Origin of the sequence: Amycolatopsis thermalba, assembly GCF_023376025.1 — a bacterium.
Taxonomy (GTDB): Bacteria; Actinomycetota; Actinomycetes; order Mycobacteriales; family Pseudonocardiaceae; genus Amycolatopsis_E; species Amycolatopsis_E thermalba.
Genome location: NZ_CP091196.1, coordinates 1,259,582 through 1,273,263, shown reverse-complemented (window position 1 = coordinate 1,273,263; position 13,682 = coordinate 1,259,582). Strand labels below are relative to the sequence as shown.

Sequence of the window (13,682 nt, the reverse complement as noted above, 5' to 3'; positions counted from 1 at the left end):
GGACACGGACCGCACCGACCAGCTCGTACAACAGGGGCGGCGCGGCGGGTATTCCATCACCGGGGTCGTGCCGGTTCCGCGCCGGCCCGCGCCTTCTCGTCCGCCGCGGCCAGCCACAGGAACACCGGCGGCAGCGCGACCTCGACCGCCGTCAGCGCCAGCTGGAACCACTGCGGCCACCCGTGCACGGCCAGTGACACCAGCCGGCCGGCGGCGCCGAGCCAGAAGATCACCGCGAGCCATCGGACCGCGGAAGCCGGGATCGGCACCCGCCGCGCGGCCCAGATCCACGCCAGCCCGTACCCGAAGAACAGCGCGCCGTAGAAGCGTTCCCGGCTGTCCACCGTCGCTCCCGCGCCCCCCTCGCCGGGGACCGACGCGATCCCGCCGACGAAGTGGAACACCCCGATCGCCGCGCAGACGACGCCCATCACCAGCATCAGCCACTTCAACGCCCGAGCCATGTCAACCCCTTAGTAGACGTGTATCTACTAAGCCCTACTAGTAGACGAATGTCAAGTAACGTGGGGGCGTGACCGCACGCCGCCGCCTCACTCCCGCCGCCCGTCGCGCGGAACTCCTCGACGTCGGCGCGCGCCTGTTCGCGGCCAAGCCGTACGACGAGGTCTTGATGGAGGACATCGCCGACGAGGCCGGCGTCTCCCGCGCGCTGCTGTACCGCTACTTCCCCACCAAGCCCGGCCTGTTCGCCGCCGTGTACCGGCAGGCCGCGGACAACCTCCTGTCCCAGGCGCGCTTCGAGTCCGGCGCGTCGATCCCGGACCAGATCTCGGCCGCACTCGAAGCCCACTTCGACTACTTCGCGGCTCACCGCAACACCGTGCTGGCCGCCAACCGGACCCTCGCCGGTGACCGCGGGGTGCAGGCGGTCATCGACGACGAGCTGACCGTTCTCCGCGAACGCGTGCTGGACGCGGCCCGGCTCCCCGACGAGGTCCGCGGCGTCGTCTCCGCGATCGTGCTGAGCTGGCTCACCTTCGTCCGCACCCTGTGCGTGGAATGGCTCACCACCGGGTCGGTCACCCGCGAGCAGTTGCACGACATCTGCCTCGGCGCGCTCCTGGGTGCGCTCCGGGACGTCGTGGAGCTCTGAGTAACCCGATCGGGTAGCCCGCGCCGACCGCGAAACCACGCTCCGTCAGGCGCCTAAGTTGTTGTCATGGACACCATCACGCCGGAACCGCGGCCGGCCTGGATCGCCGGCCGGGCGGAGCAGGGGACGGCCACCCTGGACGTGCATCACCCGTTCGACGGCAGCGAGGTGGCGACCGTCGCAGTGCCGGAGGCGGATCAGATCGAGCGTGCGGTGGCCGCCGCGGTCGCCGTCGCGCCGAAGCTGCGCCGGACACCAGCGCACGTCCGGGCCGCCGCGCTGGACCACACCTCGCAGCAACTCGCCGCGCGCGCCGAGGAACTCGCCGAGCTGATCACCGCCGAGAACGGCAAGCCGCTCAAGTGGGCCGAGGCCGAGGTGCGCCGCGCGGTCAACGTCTTCCGCATCGCCGCCGAGGAGGCCCGCCGCTTCTCCGGCGACCTGCAGCGCCTGGACACCGACACCGCGGGCGAAAACCGCCTGGCCATGGTCCGCCGGATCCCGCGCGGCCCGGTCCTGGGCATCGCGCCGTTCAACTTCCCGCTCAACCTCGTCGCCCACAAGGTCGCCCCCGCGCTCGCCGTCGGCGCCCCGATCATCGTCAAGCCCGCCCCGCGCACCCCGCTGTCCGCGCTGGTCCTGGGCGAGATCCTGGCCGAGACCGACCTGCCGGCGGGCGCGTTCTCGGTCCTGCCCCTCGGCAACGAGGACACCGCGAAGCTGGTCGCCGACCCGCGCCTGCCGGTCGTGTCGTTCACCGGCTCCGGCCCGGTCGGCTGGTCGCTGGCCGAGGCCGCCCCGCGCAAGCACGTCGTCCTCGAACTGGGCGGCAACGCGGCCGCGGTCGTGCTCGGCGACTGGCCCGACCTGGCGGGCGCGGCCCAGCGCATCGCGACCTTCGGCAACTACCAGGCCGGCCAGTCGTGCATCGCGGTGCAGCGGGTCCTGGTCGAGCGCTCGGTGGCCGACGAGTTCATCCCCGCGCTCGCCGAAGCCATCGGCGCACTGCGCACCGGCGACCCCTACGACTCCACTGTGGACGTCGGCCCGGTCGTCGACGAGGCCGCCGCGGAGCGGATCGTGGCCTGGGTGGACGAGGCCGTCGCCGCCGGCGCCAAGCTCCTGGCCGGCGGCTCGCGCCAGGGCGCGACCGTCGAGCCGACCCTGCTCACCAGCGTCCCGGCCGACACCAAGGCCTGGTCGGAGGAGATCTTCGGCCCGGTGCTGGCCGTCTCCGTGGTGGACGACGCCGACGAGGCGTTCGCCGCGGTCAACGCCTCCGCCTACGGCCTGCAGGCCGGTGTCTTCACCCGCGACGTCCGCCTCGCCTTCCGCGCCTCCGCCGAACTCGAGGTCGGCGGCGTGATCATCGGGGACGTGCCGTCCTACCGCGCCGACCAGATGCCCTACGGCGGGGTGAAGGGCTCCGGGGTGGGCCGGGAAGGCGTGCTCGCCGCCATGCACGACCTCACCGAGGAGCGGGTCACCGTGTTCGCCGGGATCGACCTGTAGACACCAGCGGCAGTCGGAGGGCGGCCGGCGCGTCGGCCGGGACCGCCGGGTTCTTCGGCGCGACCGGCTTGATCCGCCGGTAGCCCTTCGACTGGTCCGGCCGCTGGTCCGCCTCGCCCTTGTTGGGCCAGAACGAGAACGCGCGCTCGGCCTGCGCGGTGATGGTCAGCGACGGGTTCACGCCGAGGTTCGCGGTGATCGCGGTACCGTCCACGATGGACAGTCCGGGGTAGCCGAACACCCGGTGGTACGGGTCGATCACCCCGTCCTCGGGGCTGGTGCCGATCGGCGCGCCGCCGATGAAGTGCGCGGTGAGCGGGATGTCGAAGACCTCGCCCCAGGTGCCGCCCGCGGTGCCGTCGATGTGCTTGGCGGTCAGCTCGTTCGCCTGGTGGCCGGCCGGGATGAACGTCGGGTTCGGCTCGCCGTGGCCCTGCTTCGACGTGTACTTGCGCCGCCCGAACAGGCCGCGCCTGGTGTAGGTGGTGATCGAGTTGTCCAGGCTCTGCATCACCAGCAGGATCACGGTCCGCTCGCTCCACCGGTACCCGTTGAGCAGCTTCGCGCTCTGCACCGGGTGCCTGGCCAGGAACCGCACCGCCTGCAGCCAGCGCGGCGTCGGCACCGAACCGTCGGTGGCGATCGTCTGCAGCAGGCTCATCGCGTTGCTGCCCTTGCCGTAGCGCACCGGCTCGATGTGGGTGGACTCGTCGGGGTGGAACGACGACGTGATCGCCACGCCCTTGCTGAAGTCGCGCTCCGGGTCGACGGTCGGGCGGCCGGCGCCGATGATGGCCTCGGAGTTGGTGCGGGTCAGCTCGCCCAGCCGCGGCGACAGCCGGGGCAGCACGCCCTGGTCGCGCATCTCGTGCAGCAGCCGCTGCGTGCCCCAGGTGCCCGCGGCGAGCACGACCCGCCCGGCGGTGAGCGTGGTGCGGAACCGCTTCGACCTGGTGCCGGTCTTGCGCACGTCGACCTCGAACGAGCCGTCCCCGCGCGGGCGGACAGCGGTGACCGTGGTCAGCGGGATGACCTGCGCGCCGCCCTGTTCGGCGAGGTACAGGTAGTTCTTGACCAGCGTGTTCTTCGCGCCGACCCGGCAGCCGGTCATGCACGAGCCGCACTCGGTGCAGCCCGTCCGCTCCGGCCCGGCCCCGCCGAAGTACGGGTCGGGCACCCGCTGCCCCGGCTTGTCGAAGAACACCCCGACCGGCGTCGGGTGGTAGCTGTCGGCCACGCCCATGTCGGCGGCGACCTTCTGGATGACCTCGTCCGACGGCGTCACCGTGGGGTTCGTGACCACCCCGAGCATCCGGCTCGCCTGGTCGTAGTACGGCGCCAGCTCGGACTCCCAGTCGGTGATGTGCGCCCACTGCTTGTCCTGGTAGAACGGCTTGAGCGGCCGGTACAGCGTGTTGGCGTACACCAGCGACCCGCCGCCGACCCCGGCGCCGGCCAGGATCATCACGTCGCGGAGCAGGTGGATCCGCTGGATGCCGAAGCAGCCCAGCGCCGGCGCCCACAGGTAGCGCTTGAGGTCCCAGGACGTCTTGGCGAACTCGTCGTCGGCGAACCGGCGGCCCGCCTCCACGACGGCCACCCGGTAGCCCTTCTCGGTCAGCCGGAGCGCGGCGACGCTGCCGCCGAACCCCGATCCGACCACGATGACGTCATAGTCAGCCGCATTGCTGTTACGCGAGGTCACAGGTAAAGCGTAACCACCACCACAGGGTTCTGACCAGTAGTAAGTTACCGATCAGTCGGGGCAACCTTTTCGCCGCGCGTAACGTATTTCCCCCATAAGAGTGATTCTCTTGGTATCACTCATCACATTCACTGGGGAGATCGACTTGTCGCTACCGCCTTCGCTCGCCCGGGTGCGCCGGATGATCACCGACGGCTCGTGCGCCGCCCTGTCACTGGACGTCTTCGACACCATCCTGTGGCGGCGCACCCCTCGGCCCACCGACGTGTTCGCCGTGCTGGGGGCGCGGCTCGTGCGCGACGGCCGGTGCCCGGGCTGGGTCACGCCGGCCGCGTTCCGGCGCATGCGGATCGTCGCGGAGCAGCGGGCGCGGCAGAGCGAGGAGGCGCTGGGCACCGAGGTGTCGCTGTCCGACATCTGGCAGCACATGCCGCTGCGGATCTTCGGCGCCGAGCTGCCCGAGCTGGTCCGCGCCGAGGTGACCTGCGAGCGCGACTTCACCGTGCCCGACCTCGACATCGCCGAGCTGGTCGAACTCGCCGCGAAGCACCACGTGCCGACCGTGCTGGTGTCGGACACCTACTTCACCGAGGAGCACCTGGCCGAGCTGCTGGACCGGCCCGGCCTGGGCGCGCTGCGCGAGGCCCGGATCTTCCGCTCGCACCAGCACGGGCTGGACAAGGCGTCCGGGCTGTGGGAGATCGTCCTGGACAACCTCGGCGTGCACCCCGAGCAGGTCGTGCACATCGGGGACAACGCGGTCGCCGACATCGAGGTGCCGCGCGAGCTGGGGATCCGGACCGTGTACTACGAGCGGCTGGACGAGGAGTTCCGCGCGGTGCTGGAGCGGGAGCGCGAGCCGCTCGGCCTGGAGGACCCGCTGGGCGAGCACCTCGACACCGGCCAGGGCGACTACGGCATCACCAGCCTGCGCGCGAAGACCCTCCAGCGCGCCGACCCCGCGGCGCCGACCCCGGTCCGCACCGCGTGGCGGTACGGCGCCTCGGTGCTCGGGCCGGTGCTGACCGGGTTCGCCGAGTGGGTCGCGCTGCGCGCCCACCAGTCCGGCATCTCCGTGCTGTGGTGCCCGATGCGTGAGGGCACCCTGCTCTCCGCGCTGATCAACAACGCCACGCAGGCACGCGGCTGGCAGGTCGAAGCCCGGCCGGTCTGGCTGTCCCGGCACGTCACCTCGCTGGCCGCGCTCGACCCGGCCGACGCGGACTCGCTGCGCCAGTTCATCGAGCAGCGCCACGGGCTCACCGTCCGCCAGCTCATGCAGGCCCTGCACCTGCGGCCGGGCGACGTGCCGCCGCTGGCCGAGATGCTGGACACCGTCCTGGACAACGGCCGCGAGGCCGGGCTGGTCACCGACGTGCTCACCGAGACCGCCCACCTGCGCAACAAGCTGACGGTCACGGTCACCCGCATCCGCGAGCGCGTGCTCGGCGAGCTGCGCCGCGCCGGGATGCTGGACGAGCCCGAGCCGGCGCTGGTCGACCTCGGCTGGGGCGGCACGATCCAGTACTACCTGGGCAAACTGCTCGACGTCGCCGGCATCGGCGCCCGCCCGGCCGGCTTCTACCTCGCCACCGACGACCGGTCCACCCGCGTGTACCGGGCCGGGCTGCGCATCGAGGGCTACCTGAGTCAGGGCGGGCAGCCGCCGGAGATCGCGCGGACTGTCAGCCGCAGCCCGGAGGTGCTGGAGCAATCGGTCAACGACTTCTGCGGCTCGCTGCTGGACTTCGCCGACGACGGCTCGCCCGTGCTCGGCCCGGCCTCCGACGGCGCGGACCAGCTGGCGCAGCGCCGCGCGGTCCAGGACGGCATCCGCGAGTTCCAGGCCCAGTGGAACCGCTACGCGGGCGACGGCTGGCCGGACCTGACCGGCGCCGCGCGGCACCGGCTGGCGAACATCCTGGTGTCCGCGCTGAAGGCCCCCACCACCGCGGAGGCCGCGGTGTTCGGCAACTGGGCGCACGAGGACAACTTCGGCTCCGCGCTGATCACCCGCGTGGTGCCGGAGGACCTGGTGCCCGCGATCCCCTACCTCTCCCCCGCCGACCTGGCCGACCTGACCATGCGCGACGCGTTCTGGCCCGCCCTGCTCGCGGCCTCGGACACCCGCCTGGCCGCCGGGGCCCGCGCGCTCGCCGAGCGGCAGGTGGACGCCGACCTGTTCGAGCCGTCCGACAATCCCGCCGAGACCCGGCTGAGCTTCCGCACCGGCGACGGCGAATGGCACGACGGGCCGCGCCGCCGGGTGCGGATCAACCACGACGGACTGTCCTTCGCGCGACTGGACTTCCGCTCGGCCGACGTCACCGACGTGGCGGTCGCGGTGCCCGGGCGGCCCGCGCTGGTGCGGATCGACTGGGTCGAGGTGAAGGCGATCGTGCCCGGTCAGAGCGTGCCGCGGGTCGAGCGCTGGGAACACCCCGAGGACTTCGCCGGGCTGATCCACGCCGCCTGCCGGTGGCTGGGCGGCACGCTGTTCGAGTTCGAGGCCGACGAGGGGGCGGTGTGGTTCCCGGTCGCCACCCGGTTCGGCGCGCCGGTGACGTCCGGGCAGGTGACGGTCGCCTTCGCGATGCTGCCGAAGTCGCGCACCGGGCTGGGCGTCCACCCGCCGTCGGCGCCGCGGCTGACCCGCGTGACGAGCCGGGTGCGCGAGGAGCTGCGCACGCACGGACCGGTCGGACTGGCCACGTCGGCGGCGCGCATCGCCGTGCGGCAGCTGCGGAGCGGCAAGTGAACGACTACGGCACCCGCACCGACCCGCACGCGCAGGCCCGCGCGGCCCGCCAGGCGCCCCTGCTGCTGCACTCGCTGTCCTGTTTCCGGGAGATCTTCGAGGTCGTCTACGCGCACCACCCGATCTCCACGGTGGTCGAGGTCGGCGTCGAATCGGGGCAGGTCAGCGGCATCTACACGGAGCTGGGCGCCGAGGCGGTGTACTGCGTGGACCCGGCCCCGACCGACAGCCTGCGCGCCGCGCTGGCCGGCAACCCGGCCCTGCACCTGGTCGAGGACCACTCCCCGGACGTGCTGCCGGACCTCCCGGTCGCGGACCTCTACGTGCTGGACGGCGACCACAACTACGCCACCGTGCGGGCCGAACTGGCCTGGGTGCTGGCGAACGCGCGGGACGCCGTGGTCGTGCTGCACGACCTGCTGTGGCCGTGCTCGCGACGGGACCAGTACTACCTGCCGTCCCGGCTCGCGCCGGAGGACCGCCATCCGTCCAGTTCGGAGGGTCCGACCGTGTGGCACGACGAGCTGACCCGCGCCGGGTTCGTCGGCCTGGGTGCGTTCACCTGCGCTCAGGAGGCGGGCGGCGAGCGCAACGGCGTGCTCACCGCGGTCGAGGACGTGCTGACCGAGGACTGGCAGCTGGCGATGATCCCGGCGATCTTCGGCGTCGGCGTGGTGACGCGCGACGAGGAGTTGCTGGACGCGCTGCGGCCCTACCGCGACTCGCGGCTGCTCTACACGATGGAGAACAACCGCATCGCGCTCTACACCCGGTTGCTGCAGCTGCAGTACGAAATGGTGGCGCACGCGGAGAACGCGGACGCGATGGCGGAGACGATCGCGCGGCAGCGGCACGACCTCGACCGGCTCGCGACGGAGACCGCCGACCTGCGGGCCGAGGCCGACGAGCTGCGCAGGCAGAACGAACGGCTGCGGGCGATGCTCGACGAGCGTCCCGCGACGCTCGCCGACCGCGTCCTGCGACGGCAGTGAACCGGGCTCGCACCGCGACGGTCGCGGCGAGCGTGGCCTGGGTGCTGGCCGCGACCTGGTTGCAGCTCATGCGTGGTCCCGGGCTGCGTGCGTACGACGTGGTGTGGGCGGAGGACGGCGGTGTCTTCCTGAACCAGGCGATGCGGCATTCCTTGTGGCACAACCTGGTCACCCCGCACGCCGGGTACCTGCAGGTGGTCGCGAAGCTGGTGGCGCAGCCGGTCGCGGCGCTGCCGCCGCAGTGGGCGGCGGCCGCGCTGGCGACGGGTGCGGCGCTGGTGGTCGCGTTGATCTCGCTGCTGGTGTGGTTCCACAGTGGACATGTGCTGCGGTCGGCCTGGGCGCGGGTACTGGTGACCGCGATCGTGCCGCTGCTGCCGCAGGCCGGGTTCGAGGTGAACGCGGCGGTCAGCGACCTGCACTGGTACCTGGCCTACGCGGCGTTCTGGGTGCTGCTCGCGCCGCCGCGATCGGTGGCCGGGCAGGTGGGTTCGGCGGCGGTGGTGGCGCTGGCGGCGCTGTCCGATCCGCTGACCGCGCTGGTGCTGCCCGCCGCGGTCGTCGGGATCGCACGGGCGCCGCGCCGGCTGGTCGCCGGCATCGCGCCGGCGGTGATGGTGGTGGCGCTGGCCGTGCAGGGCTGGGTGCACCTGACCCGCGCGGCCGGGTACCGGGCGAGCGAGACGGTGGCCGGTGATCTGCCGTCGATCTACGGGCTGCGGGTGGTGCTGAGCGCGCTGACCGGGGACCGCCTGCTGGGGCCGGTGTACCAGGCGGCCGGGCTGGTGCTGGTGGCGGTCGTCGGCGTGGTGGTGGCGCTGGCCGTGGCGCTGCTGCTGTGGCGCGCGGACCGGGTGGCGCGGCAGGTCGCGGTGGTGGGCCTGGTGTGTTCGGTGGCGTACCTGGCGGTGCCGGTCGGGTTGCGGGGCACCGGCGGGTTCCTGGAGCGCGCGGAGTTCTCGCTGAACGGGTCGCGGTACACGATCGTGCCGCTGCTGTTGTTCTGGGTCGCGGTGGCGGCGCTGCTGGACCGGTTGCGGCCGCGGGCGGTCGTCGGCGGCGCGGTCGCGGTGTTCCTGGGCGTGCAGGTGCTCAGCGACTGGGCGGGTTCGAGCGTGCGCACCGGCGGCCCGTCGTGGCGCGCGTCCGTGGCCGAGGCGCGGGCCGCGTGCGCGACACCGGTCCGTCCGCCGCAGCCGGTGCCGCTGGTGGCCGAGGAAGCGGGCCGGTACGCCGTGCCGATCTTCCCCGGACCCGACGACGTCACGATCGTCGTCGCGCCGGTGCCGCCACCCGGTGAGCCACTGCTGTTCGCGGTGGTCGTGCCGTGCACGGAGTTGCGGGACTAGTTGTGTTGTCTGGTGAGGTTGGTTCCGCGGTGGGCTGGGGTGTGGCTGCCGATGCCGGTGTGGAGTCGGGGGTAGCCGCCGGGCCGTGGGCGCGGTAACGCCCGGCCCACCGGGCCGGCCGCACCCTGCCCAACGGCGTTGTGGTGACCCACACCGAACCCGGAGGTCCTCACCCACATCAAGATCATCCAACCCGGGTCAGACCATCACCGACGTCCCCGAACACACAACTAACCTCTCTCCGCGTTCGCGAGCACCGCGTCCACCCGCACGGGCGGTCGCCCTCGGCCTGGAGCAGGCGGACGATCGCGCGGCGGGTGGGGTCGGCGAAACCCATCCGCACCCCAGGCCCCACGGACCGCAGCGGCCGTACGAACCCGACGTGGCGGGTCCGGAGAACATCGACACCGGAACGGTCGCCTACGCCCCGGACGGCGGTTCCCGGTTCGGGGTGGCCATCACGTTCGACGGGCGGCGCTCGACGCCGACCGATCCCGGTCAGCGGGGCCATCGTGGAGAACACGCTGGAACGCGTGGTGGGCGACTACCGCGAGGACTACGGCTGGGGGCTCGACGAGATCGTGCCGCCGAGCGGCGTCCCGCCGCGGGACCGGCCCAGCACGTCGGCGTTCACCGTGACCTTCGGTGCCGTCCACCGGGGACACAGCTTCGTGCAGAGCTTCGCCCGCCCCGGGACCCAGGTGGCGGCCGGCGTGTGGAGCGAGTACGTGACCGGCCAGACCACCCTGGTCGAGGGCACGCTGACGCGCCCGTGAGGGGCCGGGTCAGCCGCGGACCGACAGGCCCACGCGCTGGAACTCCTTGAGGTCGGAGTAGCCGGTCTTGGCCATCGCGCGGCGCAGCGCTCCGAAGAGGTTGATCGCGCCCTCCGCGTCGGACGAGGGGCCGAACAGCAGCGTCTTCAGGTCCACCTCGATGTCCGGCCCGGCGGCGACCCGCGAGCGCGGCAGGTTCGGGTGGGCGGCGGCCGCGGTCCAGTACAGGCCGTGGCCGGGCGCCTCGGACGCCGCCGCCAGCGGGGCGCCCACCACCACGGCGTCGGCGCCGCAGGCGATCGCCTTCGCGATGTCGCCCGAGCTGGTGATCCCACCGTCGGCCAGGACGTGCACGTACCGGCCGCCCGTCTCGTCCAGGTAGTCACGCCGGGCGGCGGCCGCGTCGATGATCGCGGTCGCCATCGGCACGCCGATGCCCAGCACGCGGTCGGTGCTCGTCACGCCCGGCGTGTAGCCGTGGCCGACGATCACGCCGGCCGCGCCGGTGCGCATCAGGTGCATCGCCGTGCGGTAGTCCGACACGCCACCGGCGATCACCGGGACGTCCAGGCCACCGATGAAGTCCTTGAGGTCCAGCGGATCGGCGTCGTCGTGGGCGACGTGCTCCGCGGAGATGATCGTGCCCTGCACGACCAGGATCTCGACCCCGGCCGCGATCAGGTGCGGCGTCAGCTCGGCCGCGCGCTGCGGGCTCACCCGCGCCGCGACCGTCACCCCCGACTCGCGCACCCGCCGGATCGCCTCGGCCAGCAGCTCGGGCTGCACCGGCGCGGAGTGCAGCTCCTGCAGGGTCCTCACCAGCGCGGTGCGGTCCTCGTCCTTCGCGGCGTCCACCAGCCGGAGCAGCGCCTGCTCGGCGTTGGCGTGCCGGGCCCACAGGCCCTCGGCGTTCAGCACGCCCAGCCCGCCCAGCTTACCGATCCCGACCGCCGTCTCCGGCGACACCACCGCGTCAGTCGGGTGGGTGACCAGCGGGATGTCGAACCGGTAGGCGTCGATCTGCCACGCGGTGGACACGACCGCCGACGACCGGGTCCGCCGGGACGGGACGATCTCCACGTCATCGAGGTCGTACGCCCGCCGCGCGGTGCGTCCCATGCCGATCTCGACCAGATCGCGCACGTCAGGTCCCTTCTCGCCGCCAGTAGTGACGGTTCATTGTCGCTAGGCCATCGGTGTGACCTGCGACCAGGGGGTCACCGCGAGGTGTAGTTGGGCGCCTCGACCGTCATCGTCACGTCGTGCGGGTGGCTCTCCTTCAGGCCCGCGGCGGTGATCCGCACCAGCTGCGCCTGCTGCAGCTGCTCGATGGTCTCCGCGCCCGCGTAGCCCATGCCCGAGCGCAGCCCGCCGACGAGCTGGTGCACGACGTTGGCCAGCGGCCCGCGGAACGCGATGCGGCCCTCGATGCCCTCCGGCACCAGCTTGTCCTCGCTGAGCACGTCGTCCTGCGAGTAGCGGTCCTTCGAGTACGACTTGCGCCCGTCCCGCGACTGCATCGCGCCCAGCGACCCCATGCCGCGGTAGGTCTTGAACTGCTTGCCGTTGACCAGGATCAGGTCGCCCGGTGACTCGGCGGTGCCGGCCAGCAGGCTGCCCAGCATCACGGTGGACGCGCCGGCGGTGATGGCCTTGGCGATGTCACCCGAGTACTGGATGCCGCCGTCGCCGATCACCGGCACCCCGGCCGGGCGGCAGGCCTTGTCGGCCTCGTAGATCGCGGAGATCTGCGGCACGCCGACCCCGGCGACGATGCGCGTGGTGCAGATCGAGCCCGGGCCGACGCCCACCTTGACCGCGTCCGCGCCCGCGTCGACCAGCGCCTGCGCGCCGGCGCGGGTGGCGACGTTGCCGCCGACGATGTCGACCGTGTCGCCCAGCTCCTTCTTCAGGGTGGCGACCATGTCGATGACCGCGCGCGAGTGGCCGTGCGCGGTGTCGACCATCAGCACGTCCACGCCCGCGTCCGCGAGCGCCATCGCGCGCTGGTGACCGGCCGCGCCGACGCCGACCGCGGCGCCGACGACCAGGCGGCCGTCCGGGTCCTTCGTGGCGTGCGGGTACTGCTCGGTCTTGACGAAGTCCTTGACGGTGATCAGCCCACGCAGCTTGCCCGCGCCGTCGACGATCGGCAGCTTCTCGATCTTGTGGCGGCGCAGCAGGCCCAGCGCCGCGTCCGCGGTGACGCCGACCTGCGCGGTGATCAGGTTCTCCTTGGTCATCACCTCGCTGACCGGGCGGCTGTGGTCCAGCTCGAACCGCATGTCGCGGTTGGTGATGATGCCCACCAGCGTGCCGGAGGCGTCGGTCACCGGCAGGCCGGAGATGCGGAACCGCGCGCACAGGGCGTCGACCTCGGCGAGCGTGTCGTCGGGCGAGCAGGTGACCGGGTCGGTGACCATGCCGGCCTCGGACCGCTTGACGACCTCGACGGCCGCGGCCTGCTCCTCGATCGGCAGGTTGCGGTGCAGGACGCCCATGCCGCCCTGGCGGGCCATGCTGATCGCCATGCGCGCCTCGGTGACGGTGTCCATCGCGGCGGACACCAGCGGGATGCGCAGGGTGATGTTCCGGGACAGCCGGGTCGACGTGTCGACATTGCTGGGCACGACGTCCGACTCGGCCGGCAGCAGCAGCACGTCGTCGAAGGTCAGCCCGAGCATCGCGAACTTGTCTTCCGGGGCGAACTCGCTCGTCATGGGGGTGGCTGACCTTCCTGGCAGTGGCGGGTGAACCTTTCATCGATGGTATCTGGCGCCCGCCGCGGCAACCCCCGGACTGGGGCCAGACGTGACCGGGGAAACTCGCTCCCGTTTGGGGGACGGAAAGGCCCTGGACAAGCGACCCGGTCGGACAGGTACGGTGCGACGCGTGCCGCACGAAGTGTTGCCCCCCGACCCGTTCGCCGACGATCCGGACGACCCCGCCCGGGAGCTCGCCGGCTTCGGGGACGACGAGCTGGCCGAACCGATGGACGCGCAGGCGCGCGCCGAGCTCCTGGCGGACCTGTCCGACCTGGCGGTCTACCAGGCGCTGCTGGAGCCGCGCGGGGTGCGCGGGATCGTGGTCGACTGCGGCGAATGCGATCAGCCGCACTTCCACGACTGGCACCTGCTGCGCGCGAGCCTCGAGCAGTTGCTCGCGGACGGGCGGATGCGCCCGCACGAGCCGGCCTTCGACCCCAACCCGGCGGACTACGTGAGCTGGGACTACTGCCGCGGTTTCGCGGACGGGATCACGACAACCGAAAGCGCCTACTGACCGATAGCGAGGAGGCCCGGCCGCGGGAGGCCGGGCCTTCGCCATGTCCGGGAGCGTGAAGCGCGGGGCACGTCCAGCGCGCGACAGTCCCCGGCCCCGGGACGCGGCCGCACAGCCCCGGCCCGCCGAAGGCCGGACCTTCCTCAGGTCCGGGGCTGCGGAGAGCGGCGGCGCTCCTGACACGTCCGACGCGC

11 protein-coding genes are annotated in these 13,682 nt (G+C 72.5%); 7 read left to right on the top strand and 4 right to left on the bottom strand.

The window, feature by feature from the left end; translation table 11 throughout:
- Positions 1 to 56: 56 nt before the first annotated feature.
- Positions 57 to 464, bottom strand: a complete 408-nt coding sequence (locus tag L1857_RS06255) for a DUF4345 domain-containing protein (RefSeq protein WP_116112197.1) — start codon at positions 462 to 464, stop codon at positions 57 to 59.
- Between the two features lie 68 nt (positions 465 to 532).
- Between L1857_RS06255 and L1857_RS06250 the strand changes: the two genes are divergently transcribed.
- Positions 533 to 1,114, top strand: coding sequence for a TetR/AcrR family transcriptional regulator (locus L1857_RS06250; protein WP_116112199.1), 582 nt, complete (start codon positions 533 to 535; stop codon positions 1,112 to 1,114).
- A gap of 66 nt (positions 1,115 to 1,180) precedes the next feature.
- Positions 1,181 to 2,626, top strand: coding sequence for an aldehyde dehydrogenase family protein (locus L1857_RS06245; RefSeq protein ID WP_116112202.1), 1,446 nt, complete (start codon positions 1,181 to 1,183; stop codon positions 2,624 to 2,626).
- Here the strand turns inward: L1857_RS06245 and L1857_RS06240 are convergent.
- Positions 2,598 to 4,331 (bottom strand): FAD-dependent oxidoreductase, encoded by a 1,734-nt coding sequence (locus L1857_RS06240; RefSeq protein WP_094003969.1) that lies wholly within the window; start codon positions 4,329 to 4,331, stop codon positions 2,598 to 2,600. The two genes, L1857_RS06245 and L1857_RS06240, sit on opposite strands and share 29 nt — an antisense overlap.
- 181 nt (positions 4,332 to 4,512) lie before the next feature.
- Here L1857_RS06240 and L1857_RS06235 point away from each other — a divergent pair, with 181 nt between their 5' ends.
- The 4 genes from L1857_RS06235 (at position 4,513) to L1857_RS06220 (ending at position 10,206) form a co-directional block, all read left to right on the top strand.
- A complete protein-coding gene (locus L1857_RS06235; protein WP_240323316.1) occupies positions 4,513 to 7,089 on the top strand; it encodes an HAD family hydrolase in 2,577 nt (858 codons plus the stop codon).
- On the top strand, positions 7,086 to 8,081 hold the full coding sequence (locus tag L1857_RS06230) for a class I SAM-dependent methyltransferase (protein ID WP_116112208.1): 996 nt from the start codon (positions 7,086 to 7,088) through the stop codon (positions 8,079 to 8,081). The genes L1857_RS06235 and L1857_RS06230 overlap by 4 nt, the downstream gene beginning before the upstream one ends.
- The gene (locus L1857_RS06225) at positions 8,078 to 9,430 is read left to right on the top strand and encodes a glucosyltransferase (RefSeq protein WP_116112211.1); all 1,353 of its coding nucleotides are present in this window, start codon (positions 8,078 to 8,080) and stop codon (positions 9,428 to 9,430) included. The genes L1857_RS06230 and L1857_RS06225 overlap by 4 nt, the downstream gene beginning before the upstream one ends.
- A gap of 512 nt (positions 9,431 to 9,942) precedes the next feature.
- Positions 9,943 to 10,206: a hypothetical protein gene (locus tag L1857_RS06220; protein ID WP_240323315.1), complete on the top strand. Its 264-nt coding sequence runs from the start codon at positions 9,943 to 9,945 to the stop codon at positions 10,204 to 10,206.
- Between the two features lie 9 nt (positions 10,207 to 10,215).
- Here L1857_RS06220 and L1857_RS06215 read toward each other — a convergent pair whose 3' ends face one another.
- A complete protein-coding gene (locus L1857_RS06215) occupies positions 10,216 to 11,349 on the bottom strand; it encodes a GuaB3 family IMP dehydrogenase-related protein (RefSeq protein ID WP_249464636.1) in 1,134 nt (377 codons plus the stop codon).
- A gap of 74 nt (positions 11,350 to 11,423) precedes the next feature.
- On the bottom strand, positions 11,424 to 12,926 hold the full coding sequence (gene guaB, locus L1857_RS06210; RefSeq protein WP_094003964.1) for an IMP dehydrogenase: 1,503 nt from the start codon (positions 12,924 to 12,926) through the stop codon (positions 11,424 to 11,426).
- A 163-nt stretch (positions 12,927 to 13,089) separates the two neighbouring features.
- Here guaB and L1857_RS06205 point away from each other — a divergent pair, with 163 nt between their 5' ends.
- Positions 13,090 to 13,488 carry a DUF5319 domain-containing protein gene (locus L1857_RS06205; RefSeq protein ID WP_162830649.1) on the top strand — a complete coding sequence of 133 codons (399 nt, stop codon included), beginning with the start codon at positions 13,090 to 13,092 and terminating at the stop codon, positions 13,486 to 13,488.
- Positions 13,489 to 13,682 lie beyond the last annotated feature (194 nt).